Raw genomic sequence first — 13981 nt, 5'->3', positions numbered from 1 at the left:
GGCACGACCATGAAGCAACTGACCACTGCGCTGTTGCTGGCCGTCGCCGCGTGGAGCCTGCCGGCGATCTCCCAGGAGAAGGCTGCGCCCGCACCTGCAGCGTCTGCGCCGGCCGCAACCCCTGCTGCCGCAGCGACCCCCGCACCCGCCGCGATGCCCGGCATCCAGGGCCAGAACATCTTCGAGGTCAAGCCCGACGCGAGCAGTGACCCGAACTACGCCAACCAGACCAACGCCGAGCGCGCCAAGGTGCAGCCCGGGAACAACGCGCCGATGTGGCGCCAGGTCGGGCAGGGCGTCACCGGCTACAGCAGCCTGCCCGTCACGGAGGCGCCCGAAGCGGGCAACCTCATCCAGAAGTTCGTGCAATACCCGGGCTCGCGCCTCACCAACGCCGGCGAAGCCTGGCGGCAGGTGCGCAACTGGTGGATCATTCCCTACGGCGGCGCGCTGCTGGTGATCGTTGTCGTGGCGATCGCGCTGTTCTACTTCGCCAAGGGCAGCATCGGCTACGGCGCGGAGACGGGCCGCAAGATCGAGCGCTTCACCTACTTCGAGCGCGCGGCGCACTGGGTGAACGCCATCGCGTTCTGCGCGCTGGCGATCTCCGGGATCATCATGGCCTTCGGCAAGTTCTTCCTGCTGCCTGTCATCGGCAGCACGCTGTTCGGCTGGCTCACCTATGCATTGAAGAACCTGCACAACTTCACCGGCCCGCTGTTCGCCGTGTCGCTGGTCGTCGTGTTGCTGACCTTCGTGCGCGACAACCTGCCGCGCCGCGAAGACCTGCTGTGGCTGCGCAAGGGCGGCGGCCTCATCACCGGCGAGCACGTGCCTTCGCACCGCTTCAACGCGGGCGAGAAGGCGGTGTTCTGGGGCGGCGTGTTTTTCCTCGGCCTCATCGTCGTGGGCTCGGGCCTGTTCCTGGACAAGCTGGTGCCCGGCTTCCTCTACCTGCGCGGCGAGATGCAGATCGCACACATGATCCACGCCGTCGCGGCCGTGCTGATGATGTGCATGTTCCTCGGCCACATCTACCTGGGCACGATCGGCATGCGCGGTGCGTACAAGGCCATGAAGACCGGTTACGTCGACGAGACCTGGGCGAAGGAACACCACGAGCTCTGGTACGACGACATCAAGGCCGGCAAGATCCCCGCGCAACGCACGCCGCCCACGCAGACCGCACCCGACGGTTCGCCGGTTCGCGTCTAGGCGTTTTCAGGAGTTAACCCCATGAAGAAGTTGCTCATCCCCCTGGTCTGCGCCATCGCTGCCGGCAGCGCCGTGGCCAAGCTGCCGCCGCCCAACGACGCGGCCAAGGCCAAGGCCGCCGAAACGGCCGCGCGCACCGCCTGGACCACCAAGAAGGAAGGCTACCTGCTGTGCCAGGCGCAGAACCGCGTGGCGGCCCATTACCTCAAGACCGCGAAAGCCGCCGGCAAGGACGTGAAGCCCATGGACACACCGCCCTGCGCCGACCCGGGTCCTTTCGTCTACACGCCGCCCGCGGAAGTGAGGCCCATCGAAGCGGCCGGCGCGCATTCACCGGCCACGACCACCGGCAGCCCGCCCAACAACACCGCCAAGTCGGCGTCTGAAGTGGCGCCGGCCAAGAAGCCCTGATGGACTGAAGTCCGGACGTCCCGCCGAATCCCCGTTGTTTCAAGGGGCCATGTCCTTCGGGGCATGGCCCTTTTTGCTGTAGCCTCACACCATGTCCCTGCCCCGCCTGACCCACGCCAGCGCCCCGCTGGTGCGCGACGTCGAAGTCGTGAACGAACACGGCGAGCGCGATACGGTGCAGATTCCTGCGGAGCGCGCGCTCACCGTCTATGTGGACAAGCGCGAACTCGTCACGCTGATGACACTGGGCGCCGCACCTGAACTGCTGGTGCTGGGCTATCTGCGCAACCAGCGGCTGGTGAAGGACGTGGCCGACGTCGACTCCATCACCGTCGACTGGGAAGTCGGCGCAGCCGCCGTGAAAACGAAGAACGGCATCGAACGCATCGAGGAGCGCACATCGAAGCGCGTGGTCACCACCGGCTGCGGCCAGGGCAGCGTGTTCGGTGGCCTGATGGACGAGATCGAATCCATCCGCCTGCCCGATGCGTCGCAGGCGCGCCTCACGCAGGCCGAGCTCTATGGCATCGTCAACGCCATCCGCCTCAAGGAGACGACCTACAAATCCGCCGGGTCGGTGCACGGCTGCGCGCTGTTCCGGGGCGAGGAACTGCTCCTCTTCGTGGAGGACGTGGGCCGCCACAACGCCATCGACACGATTGCCGGCTGGATGTGGATGCAGCCCGGTGACATGACCGGCGGCGACAAGGTGTTCTACACCACGGGCCGTCTCACCAGCGAGATGGTGATCAAGTCCGCGCAGATGGGCGTGCCCATCGTCGTCTCGCGCAGCGGCATCACGCAGATGGGGCAGGACATCGCGAGCCAGTTGGGCCTGTGCACCATCGGCCGCGCCGTGAACAGGCGCTTCCTCTGTTACAGCGGCGCCGACAGGCTCGTGCTCGACCCGTCACTCGCCGCCATCCCCGTTGTCAGCCAGAAACTTCCCGACGATCGAGTACTCCACGCAGAACCATGACCACCGCCAATTCGTCTTCACTGCGCCTGGGCTGGCGCACCCTCGTGCGCGATCTTCGCGCGGGTGAACTGCGCCTGCTCATCGTCGCCGTCACGCTGGCCGTGGCTGCGCTCACGGCCGTCGGCTTCTTCGCCGACCGGTTGAAGGGCGGCCTGCAACGCGATGCGCGGCAACTCCTGGGCGGCGACGCCGTGGTGGCGAGCGACACGCCGACGCCGCAGGCCTTCATCGACCGCGCGAAAGCGCTCGGCCTCGATGCCACGGGCACGCTGGGCTTTCCGACCATGGCACGTGCGACCGATGCACAGGGCGGCGCGAGCAAGCTCGTGGCCCTCAAAGTCGTCGAAGCGGGATATCCGCTCCGGGGCAACCTCACCGTGACCGGCCAGCCGGGCGAGCCCGGCGCGAAGACGCGCGACATACCGGCGCCCGGCGAGGCATGGATCGACGGCCCGCTGCTCGACGCGCTGGACCTGAAGATGAACGACACGCTGCTGCTGGGCGATGCACAGTTGCGCATCGGCCGCATCATCGTGACCGAGCCCGACCGCGGCAGCAGCGGCTTCATGAGCTTTTCCCCGCGCGTGATGATCAACCAGGCCGACCTCGCCGCCACGCACCTGGTGCAGCCGGCCAGCCGCATCACATGGCGCTATGCCGTGGCGGGCAATGACCGTGACGTCAAGGCCTTCTCCGACTGGGCCGTGGCCGAGGTGAAGAGCCTGCGCGGCGCGCGCGTCGAGTCGCTCGAGGGCGGCCAGGAAGGCATGCGCCAGACGCTGGACCGCGCGGAGAAATTCCTGAACCTCGTGGCGCTGCTGTCTGCATTGCTTTCCGCCGTGGCGGTCGCACTGGCTGCGCGCGGCTTTGCGGCGAACCACCTGGACGACTGCGCCATGTTGCGCGTGCTCGGCCAGAGCCAGCGCACCATCGCGCGCAGCTATGCATTCGAGTTCGCGCTGATCGGTGTGTTCGCCAGTGCGCTGGGCGTGGCCATCGGTTTCGGTGTGCACTACGTCTTTGTGCTGCTGCTGGCCGGTCTGGTGGAAACGGCGTTGCCCGCGCCGAGCCTGTGGCCGGTGATGTTCGGCATGGGCATGGGCCTCACGCTGCTGTTCGCTTTCGGCTTGCCGCCGGTGCTGCAGCTGGCGCAGGTGCCGCCGCTGCGCGTCATCCGCCGCGATGTGGGCGGCCTCAAGCCGACTTCGCTGGCCGTGCTCGGCATCGGCGTGGCCGGTTTCGCAGCGCTGCTGGTGGCCGCAAGCAGTGATTTGCTGATGGGGCTGATCGCCGTCGGCGGGTTTGCGGGCGCGGTGGTGATCTTCGCCGGGCTGTCATGGCTCGCGGTCAAGCTGCTGCGGCGCAGCGTCAATGAAGCCACCGCACCGCGCTGGCTGGTGCTAGCCACGCGGCAGATCTCGGCCCGGCCGATCTACACCGTGGTGCAGGTGAGTGCGCTCGCCGTGGGCCTGCTCGCGCTGATGCTGCTCGTGCTGTTGCGCACGGACCTCATCAGCAGCTGGCGCCAGGCCACGCCGCCGGATTCGCCCAACCGTTTCGTCATCAACGTCATGCCGGACCAGAACGAGGCGTTCCAGAAGGCGCTGCGCGACGGCGGCGTGCAGAAGTTCGACTGGTTCCCCATGATCCGCGGCCGCCTGGTCGCGATCAATGGCCGGCCGGTCTCGCCTGACGACTACACCGACGATCGCGCCAAGCGGCAGGTGGACCGCGAGTTCAACCTGTCGAATGCCAGTGTGCAGCCCGCACACAACCAGATCACCGCAGGCCGCTGGACGGCGGGTGAGAAGGACGGCATCAGTTTCGAAGAGGGCATCGCCGAGCGGCTGGGCCTCAAGGTCGGCGACACGGTGCGCTTCGACATCGGCGGCATCCAGAAGGATTCGAAGATCACGTCGCTGCGCAAGGTGGACTGGGGCTCGATGCGCGCGAACTTCTTCGCGATGTACCCGGTGGACCATCTCGATGACGTGCCCGTCACCTACATGTCGGCCTTCCGCGCTCCGGAGACGCGCGGCTTCGACAATGCACTGGTGCGCGCCTTCCCCAACGTGACCAATGTGGACATGACAGCCACCATCACGCAGGTGCAGCGCGTGCTCGACCAGGTGATCCGCGCGGTGGAGTTCCTCTTCGGCTTCACGCTGGCGGCGGGCCTCGTGGTGCTGTTCGCGGCCGTGACGGCCACGCGCGAGGAGCGTGCGCGCGAATTCGCCATCATGCGTGCGGTGGGCGCGAGCTCATCGCTGCTGCGCCAGGTTCAGCGCGCGGAACTGGCAGGGACAGGCCTGCTCGCCGGCTTCCTGGCCAGCGTGGTGGCGGTGGCCGTGGGCTGGGCGCTGGCGCGATTTGCATTCCAGTTCAGCTGGAACGCGTCGCCGCTGGTGCCGCTGGCCGGTGCGCTGGTCGGTGCGGTGCTCGCGCTGGCCGCGGGCTGGTGGGGTCTGCGTGAAGTCCTGCGCCGCCCGGTCGTGGAAACGCTGCGTCGCGCTGCGCAATGAACATCGAGGAAAAGCCACCCTTCGCCACGCCCTTCGAATGGATCGGCGGCGAAGACAAGGTGCGCGCATTGGTCGACCGGTTCTATGACCTCATGGACCTGGAACCGGGCTACGCCGCACTGCGCGCCGCGCACGGCGACACGCTGGAGAACGCTCGCCAGCGCCTCTTCTGGTTCCTTTGCGGCTGGCTCGGCGGGCCGCAGCACTACACCGAGCGCTTCGGCCATCCGCGCCTGCGCATGCGCCACATGCCATTCAAGATCGGCATCCTCGAGCGCGACCAGTGGCTTGCCTGCATGGACCAGGCGATGGGCGAGACGGGTGTGCCCGACGACCTGCGCGCGCGATTGAAGCAGAGCTTCTTCCAGACGGCGGACTGGATGCGGAATGTCGGTGCCTGACGCCGCGTGATCGTCAGGATTGCGGCGAAGGTTGCAGCAACACCACCAGCGCCCCCGCGCCGCCCTCGGCCGGCCTCGCCTGCACGAAAGCCAGCACTTCGTTCTTCTGGATCAGCCAGCCCTGCACCTTGCCCTTGAGCACCGGCGTCTTGCCCGGTGACCCCAGGCCCTTGCCGTGCACCACGCGCACGCAGCGCAAGCCCTGCTTGAATGCCTCACGGATGAAGCTGCCCAGCGCCTCGCGCGCGTCGTCGGTGCGCAGGCCGTGCAGGTCGATCTCGCGCTGGATGCGCCAGTCGCCCTTGCGCAGCTTGCGCGTGACATCGGTGCCCACGCCGGGACGGCGGAAGCTCAAGGCGTCGTCGGTATCCAGCAAGGTGGTGAAGTCGAAGTCATCGCTCATCGATTCGCGCAGCACGCGTTGCTCGTCGAGCTGGTGCTGCACCGCGATGGGCGGTGGCGGGTCATGCGGCAGATGCGCGCGGCCACGATCGGGCAGGCGGGTGACCTGCCCGGCGGCACGCACGAACAGGTCCTGTTCGGAGCGCAACTTGCGCTCGGCCTCGCGTCGTTCCGCGGCTTCGCGCGCGGCGCGTGCCTGGTCGTCGGCGAGCTTGCGGCGGATGGCTGCAAGGTCCTGCAGCGATTTGGCTTTCAAGGTCGGCACCTCATGGAAGGCGCATTGTCGTGCAAGCGTGCGAGTCTGCAAGTTGTACAGCCCCGGGGCAGGGCGGCTTCAGGCCGGCTTGAGTTTCAGCGCGTCCTTGAGGAATTGCGCCCGTGTCTGCGGGTCGTCCACGTGCATGGCCAGCGCCTGGCACAGGCCGGCGAAGTCCGTGGCCTTGCGCACTTCGTTTTTCACCAGCACGCGGGCCACCGGGCCGACGGTCTGCGCCAGCAGCTTTTCGAGCCGCGTTGCCGTCTCCTGCGGCAGCCAGGGGCGTGCGGAAGCGGCGGATTGCGAGACCGGACCGGAGACGGACGCGGTCACGGAGCCCGTCACGGAAACCGGGACGCTGGTCGATGACGCCGATGTCGTGCCGAGACCGGCCGCAGATCGCGATGATGGTGATGACGATGGTGTCGCTGAAGAAGCTGCCCCCGATGGCGCAGACGCGCTGCGCGAGCGGCTGCTGTTGTCCAGCGTCGCCAGACTGCGCGAGGCAAGGAAGGCATCGCGCTGCTGCGGATCGGCAATGCTGTGCGCCAGCAGTTCACGCAGGTCCTGCGCGGTCCTGGCGCGGCCGCGGGCCTTGCGCATGAGCACGGGCGCAAGCGGGCCGAGCAGTTGTGCCAGGTCACGCTCGATGGCAGCCAGCGTGGCCGGGTCGATGTCGAAACTTTCCGTCGGCTGCGCCGGGGGCGTGCCACTGGGCGAATCGGACGGCAGCTGGATCGTGCGGTCCGCCAGCGCATCGCTGTCGCTGTCGTCCACCGTCTCGTACAGCTCGTGCATGCGGCCGTGCTTGTCGGCCTGCGCGCCGATGTGGCGGAACGCGCGCTCTGCGCCGTCGGACAGGCAGGACACCACGTCGTAGAACGCACGCGAGACCAGCAACGCGTTCTCGCCCGCAAAACTCATCACGCGCTGCGCCGCGTTGATGCCGTCGCCAATGACGTTCACGCGGTCGTTCATGTCGTTGAGGATGCGCACCGGTCCCATGTGCAGGCCCATGCGCACTCGCAGCCGCTCGTGGGCGGCGAGCGAGCGGCGGATGTCCACGGCCGTGTGCAGCACGATCTCCGGGTCGCCCATGAAGCAGACCGCCGCGCCGTCGCCCGTGTCGAGCGTGATGCGCGTGCTTTGCGGAATGTGCGCGAGCTTGCCGGTGATGAGTTCGTTGAAGTGCTTCTTCACCTCGTACTGTTCGCTGACCGAGGCCTTCGAATACGCGACGATGTCGAGGAACAGCACCGAGCACACCATGTTGCCGCGCGGCACGTCGGGTGGCGGCGCAGGCGCGGTGGGCAGCCGCTGCGTGGGCGCGCCGCCGGGCATGGGGATGGCACCCGTAGCGGCGTTCAGCCGGTCGCGGAATTCAGCGACGGTCTGCGGGCGGCGTTCTTCGTCCGGGTCGAGCGCCCAGTCGATGGCCTTGAGCACGGCTTCTCCGACGAGTTCTGGGTTGCCGCATTGCAAGGCCGGGACCAGTCCATCGCGTTTCAGGCGCGCGGCGGCTTCCACAGGTTTGTTGCCGGAAACCATCCAGTACATCACCGCGGCCAGCGAATAGATGTCGCTCCACGGGCCCTGGTGGCCGGCCGAGTGGTACTGCTCGAAGGGCGCGAAGCCCGGGCTCACGATGGTGGTGAGGTCGCGGCCGGTGGTGGTGCTGCGTGCAGAGCCGAAGTCGATCAACACCGGGCTGCCGTCGGCGCGCATGTAGATGTTGTCCGGCTTGATGTCGCGGTGCAGGAAACCGGCCTTGTGGATGAGCTCGATGCCGTCGAGCAACGGCATCACGATCTTCAGCAGCGTGTCGCGGTCCACCGGCATGCGGCCGGACAGCCACTGCTTGAGCGAGCGGCCCGACTCGTACTCCATGACGATGTAGGCCGTGCCGTTCGCCGTGAAATAACGCAGCACACGCACGATGTTCGGGTGGCGGAAGGTGGCCAGCGCACGCGCTTCGTCGAGGAAGCGTTCCAGCCCCCACTTGAACTGCTCCTGCGACGATTCGCCCAGCGGCTGCACCGCGCCGTCGTCCATGCGGCAGGCGAGATCGGCCGGCAGGTATTCCTTGAGCGCGACGGGCAGATTCAGGTTGGCGTCGCGCGCGAGGTAGGTGATGCCGAAGCCGCCGCCCCCGAGCGTCTGCTCGATGCGGTACTCCAGCATCGACTGCCCGGGCTTGAGCGCGAGCGTCGAACGCGGAGCCGGTGCCGCGGGTGGCGGATGTTCGCTCATGCGGGTACTGCCTGTGTCCATCTCACTCGTCGATCATCTGGATCGCCTTGGCGAGGCTGCGGCGCATCCGGTTGAACGAGGCGGCGAGCACGGCGACTTCGTCCTTGCCCTTGTCGGCGAATTCAGGTTCGCTGAAATCGCCCGTGCTGATCTTGTCGGCCGACTCGGAGAGCTTGCGGATCGGCCGCACGATCAGGAAGCTCAGCATCACGTTGATGACGATGAAGACGACGAGGAAGACGCCGGCCAGCGATGCCATGAAGGTCGTGAACGCGCGGTCGGCATTGCGGCGCGGCACGTCCATCGGCACGGTGACCACCTGTGCGCCCACCACTTCGTTGAGCTTCCAGCCGAAGCCGTTGGCCGGGCCGTAGATGCGCACCATGGCAGCCGGCGCCATGTCGGCGGTGGTGTGGCATTGCAGGCAGGCGGGGTTGGTGATCTTGATCGGCCGGGCGATGTAGAGCTGGCGACCGGTGGCCGTCTCGCGCTCGGAAATGATTTCCTGCACGTCACCGCCCTGGCGGAAGCGCTGGACGATGTCGGCCTCCCAGTCGGTGGCGCGGTCGCGCGGGTTGGTGGGGTTGAGCGTCGCTTCCTTGTAGCTGTAGTCGGCGAGCTTCTTGCGCAGCTCCTCGAAGACCTCGGTGGCGGCGTAGGCCGGCACGGTCTGGGGGAAGAACACGTCGTCGGGCAGCCTTTCGAGGTGCGGACGGATCTGGTCCACCGTGTACTTGCGCACCGAGAGGGCCGATTCCATGATCAGCCCGGCGGACTTGAGCACTTCGTCGCGGGCGTTTTCCTGCAGCAGTCGGTGCGAAATGGCGCCGGCGGCGGCCAGGCCGATCGCGAACACCACGATCAGTACGAGGTTGAACTTCAGTCTCAGTTTCATCGTGTGGCCCCTCAGCCGCGTTCAGGCGGTGTTGTGCTGTATTTCTGCGCGCCATCATAGCTTTGCGACAGGATGTAAGCGAGCCGTTGGCGCCGGTGTTCGTTGCGTCTGTCTAGACCAGCCCGTCCTCGGCCATCGACAGCGACTGTCCCGGCGCCACGATCACGTGGTCCAGCACCCGCACATCCACCAGCGCCAGCGCGGCTTTGAGGGTCTGCGTGATCTGGATGTCGGCGCGTGAGGGCTGGACGCTGCCGCTGGGGTGGTTGTGCGCCAGCACGGTGGCGGCGGCGTGGTGGTGCAGGGCGCGCAGCACGACTTCGCGCGGGTAGACGCTGGTCTGCGTGAGCGTGCCGCGGAACAGTTCTTCCATGGCCAGCAGGCGGTTCTGTGCGTCCAGGAACAGCACGGCGAACACCTCGTGTGGACGGCTGGCCAGGTGCAGCTGCACGTACTGGCGCACGGTGGCAGGTGAATCGAACACGGCGCGTTCGGCCAGTTGCTGCCCCATGGCGCGGCGGGCGATTTCGAGCACGGCGGCCAGTTCGGCGCGTTTGGCGGTGCCGCCCAGGCCCTTGATGCGCTTGAGGTCGGCCAGCCCGGTGCCCAGCAAACCGGCCAGCCCGCCGAAGGTGTCGAGCAGTTCCTGTGAGAGGTGCAGCACATTCTTGCCCCGGATGCCGGTGCGCAGCAGCAGGGCCAGAAGTTCGGCGTCGCCGAGGGCGGCGGGACCGCGCGCCAGCAGTTTTTCGCGTGGACGGGCGTCTGGCGGGAGGTCCTGAAGGGCCATGTGGGGTTGCCGGGCGGGGTCCGGCCCCGGCTCACTAAAATGGAGGGCCGCATCATGGCGCGCGCCAGCGGTCTTTTCGCGCGCCGGCCTTGCACCAAACTGTCTCCAAGCGTTTCCATGCCCACCATCCAGCCCGGCTCGTTCCTCACCCTGCACTACCGTCTGGCGGGGCCGGGGGGCGACATCATCAATACATTCAGCGACAAACCCGCGACCCTGTCTCTGGGTACAGGCGAGCTGTCGCCGGCGATGGAACAGCGCCTGCTGGGCCTGGAGGAAGGTACGCGCACCACCTTCGAACTGCCGCCCGGCGAGGCCTTCGGCGACCGCAACCCGGAGATGCAGCAGTGGGTAGCCCGCGCGCTCCTCAACCAGCTGGGCGACCCGCTCGAGCAATACCACGTGGGTGACGTGGTGCAGTTCCCCACGCCCGATGGCATGGGCAGTTACGCCGGCGCGGTGCAGCAGGTCGGCAATGCGGACAGTCCGGACGCCGTGCTGTTCGATTTCAACCATCCCCTCGCAGGTCAACCCGTGACCTTCGAAGTCCATGTGATCGGAGTCCTGTGAGCACCGACACCCCACACGAAAACGAGCGTGAGGTCGTGCTGGCCGAGCCGCGCGGCTTCTGCGCGGGCGTGGACCGGGCCATCGACATCGTGGAGCACGCGATCGCCAAGTTCGGCGCGCCGATCTATGTGCGCCACGAGATCGTGCACAACACCTTCGTGGTGAACGACCTGAAGGCCAAGGGCGCGATCTTCATCGAGGACCTGGCCGAAGTGCCTCCGGGCTCGACGCTGGTGTTCTCGGCCCACGGCGTGAGCAAGGCGGTGGAGCGTGAGGCGCACGCGCGTGGCTTCGACGTGTTCGACGCCACCTGCCCGCTGGTGACCAAGGTGCACGTGGAAGTGGCCAAGCTCGCGAAAGAGGGCTACGAATTCATCATGATCGGCCACAAGGGTCACCCCGAAGTGGAAGGCACGATGGGCCAGCTGGACCATGGCATCCACCTCGTGGAAGACGAGGACGACGTCGCCAAGGTGCAGCCGCTGCAGACCGAGAAGCTCGCCGTCGTGACGCAGACCACGCTGAGCGTGGACGACGCGGCCGGCATTGCCGCCGCCGTACGCGCGCGTTTTCCGAAGGTGCGCGAACCCAAGCAGCAGGACATCTGCTACGCCACGCAGAACCGGCAGGACGCCATCAAGATCATGGCGCCGCAGGTGGATGTGGTGATCGTGGTGGGCAGCCCGACCAGCTCCAACAGCAACCGGCTGCGTGAACTCGCGGCCCGGCTGGGCACGCCGGCCTACATGGTGGACAGCGCGGACGAGCTCGAGCCCGAATGGTTCGAGGGCCGCCAGCGCGTGGGCCTGACGGCCGGCGCATCGGCACCCGAAGTGCTGGTGAAAGGCGTGATCGGACGCATCCGTGAGCTCGGCGGTGTGTCGGTGCGCAAGATGGACGGCATCCAGGAAACCGTGAAGTTCCCGCTACCCAAGGGCCTCAAGCTCACCTCTTCCTGAGGGTTCTTTCAGATGAACGCAGAAAAGATCAGCGCCGCTGCAGGCGCACTGGATGGCGTAGCTTTCGTCCGCGAAACGCCACTCATGAAGCTGCCCGGCCTCGCCTTCGGCGTGGACTGCGCGCAGGTATGGCTCAAGCTCGAACACCTGCAGGTGGGTGGCAGCTTCAAGGCGCGCGGCATGATGAATCGCCTGCTGGCGAACGACATTCCGGCGTCGGGCGTCATCGTCGCCTCTGGCGGCAACGCGGGCATTGCCACGGCTGCGGCCGCGCAGGCGCTGGGCGTGAAGTGCGAAGTCTTCCTGCCCACCGTGAGCAGCCAGGCCAAGCGCGACCGGCTCGCCTCGCTGGGTGCCACGGTGGTGGTGAAGGGTGACGTGTATGCCGAAGCGCTGCAGGCCTGCATGGAGCGCCAGCGCGAGACGGGCGCGCTGCTCACGCACGCTTACGACCAGCCCGAGGTGGTGACCGGCGCGGGTACGCTCGCGCGCGAAATCGAGCAACAAGGGGGCACGCCCGACAGCGTGCTGGTGAGCGTGGGCGGTGGTGGCCTCATCGCCGGTGTGGTGTCGTGGTTCGCATCGCGCAGCCGTGTGATTGCGCTGGAGCCCGAACTCGCGCCGACGCTGCATGCCGCGCGCGCAGCCGGGCAACCGGTGGACGTGCAGGTCAGCGGCATCGCCGCCGATTCGCTGGGCGCGCGCCGCATCGGCGCGATCGCGTGGGATGTGACGCAAGCTCACGTGAAGGACTCGCTGCTGCTGCCCGACGCCGCCATCCGTGCCGCGCAGTTGTGGCTCTGGAAGGAAATGAAGCTTGCGGTGGAACCCGCTGCTGCCTTGCCGCTTGCCGCCCTGCAGACCGGTATCTACAAACCAAGCGCCAACGAGAAGGTGTGCCTGATCATCTGCGGTGCCAACCTCGACCCGGCGACCCTTGTCGCGTGAAGACACTGCCTGAATAGAATCCCAGCCATGCTCGACATCAACCTGCTCCGCAAAGACCTCGACGCCGTCGTCGCCCGACTGGGCACGCGCAAGTCGCCGCAAACCTTCCTCGACGTGGAGGCGTTCCGGTCGCTGGAGTCCGAGCGCAAGACGCTGCAGACGCGTACGGAAGAACTGCAGGCCAGGCGCAATGCGCTGAGCAAGTCCATCGGGCAACTCAAGGCCAAGGGCGAGAGCACCGATGGCGTGATGGCCGAAGTGGCCGGCATCAAGACCGAACTCGACACCGCTGCCGCGCGCCTCGAAGTGCTGCAGGCGGAACTGCAGGGCCTGCTGCTGGCCGTGCCCAACCTGCCGCACGAAAGCGTGCCGGTCGGTTCCGACGAACACGGCAACGTGGTGGTACGCAGCTGGAATGCGCACGGCCTCACGCCGCCGCAACTGCCTTTCACGCCGAAGGACCATGTGGATATCGGCCAGCCGCTCGGCCTTGACTTCGACACCGGTGCGAAGTTGTCCGGCGCACGCTTCACCGTGATGCGCGGGCAGATCGCGCGGCTGCATCGCGCACTCGCGCAGTTCATGCTCGATTTGCAGACGCAGGAGCACGGCTACACCGAGTGCTACACGCCCTACATCGTGAGCGGGGCCACGCTGCGCGGCACGGGCCAGCTGCCCAAGTTCGAGGAAGACCTGTTCGCCGTGAAGAAGGGCGGACAGGAAGGCGAGGGTGAGGCTCTGTACCTCATCCCGACGTCTGAAGTGTCGCTGACCAACTTCGTGCGCGACGAAGTGGTGGCCGAATCGGCGCTGCCGATGAAGTTCACCGCGCACACGCCGTGCTTCCGCTCCGAGGCAGGAAGCCACGGGCGCGACACGCGCGGCCTCATCCGCCAGCACCAGTTCGACAAGGTCGAGATGGTGCAGATCACGCATCCCGACAAGAGCTACGAGGCGCTGGAAGAAATGACCCGCCACGCAGAGACCGTGCTGCAGAAACTCGGTCTGTCCTACCGCGTCATGCTGCTGTGCACCGGCGACATGGGCTTCGGCGCGACGAAGACCTACGACCTCGAAGTGTGGATTCCCGCGCAGAACACGTACCGCGAGATCAGCTCGGTCTCGAACTGCGAAGGCTTCCAGGCGCGACGCCTGCAGGCGCGCTTCAAGAACGCGCAAGGCAAGAATGAACTGGTGCACACGCTGAACGGTTCGGGCCTGGCCGTCGGCCGTGCGCTGGTGGCCGTGCTTGAGAACTACCAGAACGCCGACGGCAGTGTGACCGTGCCCGAGGTGCTGCGCCCGTACATGGGTGGGCTTGAGAAACTGTCTGCCTGACCTGCTAGAATCCCGGCTTCCCGCGACCACGCGCGGCACCGGATA

Annotated in this window: 13 protein-coding genes; 9 read left to right on the top strand and 4 right to left on the bottom strand. The window is 67.1% G+C overall.

Translation table 11 applies throughout. The annotated features are described in order from the left end of the window. Nucleotides 1-9 precede the first annotated feature (9 nt). From ACO2Q9_RS05065 to ACO2Q9_RS05045, 5 genes are all read left to right on the top strand, one after another. Nucleotides 10-1215, top strand: coding sequence for a formate dehydrogenase subunit gamma (locus ACO2Q9_RS05065; RefSeq protein WP_423308934.1), 1206 nt, complete (start codon nt 10-12; stop codon nt 1213-1215). Between the two features lie 21 nt (nt 1216-1236). After that, entirely contained in the window at nt 1237-1626 is a 390-nt protein-coding gene (locus tag ACO2Q9_RS05060) for a hypothetical protein (protein WP_423308932.1), read from the top strand. A 91-nt stretch (nt 1627-1717) separates the two neighbouring features. Beyond that, nucleotides 1718-2605 carry a formate dehydrogenase accessory sulfurtransferase FdhD gene (locus ACO2Q9_RS05055; protein ID WP_423308930.1) on the top strand — a complete coding sequence of 296 codons (888 nt, stop codon included), beginning with the start codon at nt 1718-1720 and terminating at the stop codon, nt 2603-2605. Next, nucleotides 2602-5127, top strand: a complete 2526-nt coding sequence (locus tag ACO2Q9_RS05050) for an ABC transporter permease (protein WP_423308928.1) — start codon at nt 2602-2604, stop codon at nt 5125-5127. The genes ACO2Q9_RS05055 and ACO2Q9_RS05050 overlap by 4 nt, the downstream gene beginning before the upstream one ends. Continuing rightward, nucleotides 5124-5528 carry a group II truncated hemoglobin gene (locus ACO2Q9_RS05045; protein WP_423308926.1) on the top strand — a complete coding sequence of 135 codons (405 nt, stop codon included), beginning with the start codon at nt 5124-5126 and terminating at the stop codon, nt 5526-5528. The genes ACO2Q9_RS05050 and ACO2Q9_RS05045 overlap by 4 nt, the downstream gene beginning before the upstream one ends. Before the next feature lie 13 nt (nt 5529-5541). On the opposite strand, the gene ACO2Q9_RS05040 is transcribed toward ACO2Q9_RS05045, so the two are convergent. From ACO2Q9_RS05040 to radC, 4 genes are all read right to left on the bottom strand, one after another. After that, on the bottom strand, nt 5542-6186 hold the full coding sequence (locus ACO2Q9_RS05040) for a Smr/MutS family protein (RefSeq protein WP_423308924.1): 645 nt from the start codon (nt 6184-6186) through the stop codon (nt 5542-5544). 78 nt (nt 6187-6264) lie between these two features. Next, a complete protein-coding gene (locus ACO2Q9_RS05035; RefSeq protein ID WP_423308922.1) occupies nt 6265-8436 on the bottom strand; it encodes a protein kinase domain-containing protein in 2172 nt (723 codons plus the stop codon). Between the two features lie 22 nt (nt 8437-8458). Beyond that, nucleotides 8459-9331, bottom strand: coding sequence for a c-type heme family protein (locus ACO2Q9_RS05030; RefSeq protein ID WP_423308920.1), 873 nt, complete (start codon nt 9329-9331; stop codon nt 8459-8461). A gap of 112 nt (nt 9332-9443) precedes the next feature. After that, nucleotides 9444-10121 carry a RadC family protein gene (gene radC, locus ACO2Q9_RS05025; RefSeq protein ID WP_423308918.1) on the bottom strand — a complete coding sequence of 226 codons (678 nt, stop codon included), beginning with the start codon at nt 10119-10121 and terminating at the stop codon, nt 9444-9446. 117 nt (nt 10122-10238) lie between these two features. Here radC and ACO2Q9_RS05020 point away from each other — a divergent pair, with 117 nt between their 5' ends. Genes ACO2Q9_RS05020 through serS form a run of 4 tightly spaced genes read left to right on the top strand, consistent with a single transcriptional unit; the run spans nt 10239 to nt 13936 of the window. Then, nucleotides 10239-10691 (top strand): FKBP-type peptidyl-prolyl cis-trans isomerase, encoded by a 453-nt coding sequence (locus ACO2Q9_RS05020; RefSeq protein ID WP_423308917.1) that lies wholly within the window; start codon nt 10239-10241, stop codon nt 10689-10691. Further along, nucleotides 10688-11650, top strand: a complete 963-nt coding sequence (gene ispH / locus ACO2Q9_RS05015; RefSeq protein WP_423308916.1) for a 4-hydroxy-3-methylbut-2-enyl diphosphate reductase — start codon at nt 10688-10690, stop codon at nt 11648-11650. The genes ACO2Q9_RS05020 and ispH overlap by 4 nt, the downstream gene beginning before the upstream one ends. A 12-nt stretch (nt 11651-11662) precedes the next feature. Beyond that, on the top strand, nt 11663-12598 hold the full coding sequence (locus ACO2Q9_RS05010; protein ID WP_423308915.1) for a threonine/serine dehydratase: 936 nt from the start codon (nt 11663-11665) through the stop codon (nt 12596-12598). 27 nt (nt 12599-12625) lie between these two features. After that, nucleotides 12626-13936, top strand: a complete 1311-nt coding sequence (serS, locus tag ACO2Q9_RS05005) for a serine--tRNA ligase (RefSeq protein ID WP_423308914.1) — start codon at nt 12626-12628, stop codon at nt 13934-13936. The last annotated feature ends 45 nt before the right edge of the window (nt 13937-13981 follow it).

Source organism: Variovorax sp. VNK109 (assembly GCF_049445855.1).
GTDB lineage: Bacteria > Pseudomonadota > Gammaproteobacteria > Burkholderiales > Burkholderiaceae_C > JAGOCV01.
Note: the sequence above shows the minus strand (reverse complement) of the source record. Positions and strands in the feature narration are given on the sequence as shown.

Bases quoted from the DNA above. Each gene is read 5' to 3' on its own strand.
- ACO2Q9_RS05065 (WP_423308934.1), top strand. From the start codon at position 10: ATGAAGCAACTGACCACTGCGCTGTTGCTGGCCGTCGCCGCGTGGAGC.
- ACO2Q9_RS05060 (WP_423308932.1), top strand. From the start codon at position 1,237: ATGAAGAAGTTGCTCATCCCCCTGGTCTGCGCCATCGCTGCCGGCAGC.
- ACO2Q9_RS05055 (WP_423308930.1), top strand. From the start codon at position 1,718: ATGTCCCTGCCCCGCCTGACCCACGCCAGCGCCCCGCTGGTGCGCGAC.
- ACO2Q9_RS05050 (WP_423308928.1), top strand. From the start codon at position 2,602: ATGACCACCGCCAATTCGTCTTCACTGCGCCTGGGCTGGCGCACCCTC.
- ACO2Q9_RS05045 (WP_423308926.1), top strand. From the start codon at position 5,124: ATGAACATCGAGGAAAAGCCACCCTTCGCCACGCCCTTCGAATGGATC.
- ACO2Q9_RS05035 (WP_423308922.1), bottom strand. From the start codon at position 8,436: ATGAGCGAACATCCGCCACCCGCGGCACCGGCTCCGCGTTCGACGCTC.
- ACO2Q9_RS05030 (WP_423308920.1), bottom strand. From the start codon at position 9,331: ATGAAACTGAGACTGAAGTTCAACCTCGTACTGATCGTGGTGTTCGCG.
- radC (WP_423308918.1), bottom strand. From the start codon at position 10,121: ATGGCCCTTCAGGACCTCCCGCCAGACGCCCGTCCACGCGAAAAACTG.
- ACO2Q9_RS05020 (WP_423308917.1), top strand. From the start codon at position 10,239: ATGCCCACCATCCAGCCCGGCTCGTTCCTCACCCTGCACTACCGTCTG.
- ACO2Q9_RS05010 (WP_423308915.1), top strand. From the start codon at position 11,663: ATGAACGCAGAAAAGATCAGCGCCGCTGCAGGCGCACTGGATGGCGTA.
- serS (WP_423308914.1), top strand. From the start codon at position 12,626: ATGCTCGACATCAACCTGCTCCGCAAAGACCTCGACGCCGTCGTCGCC.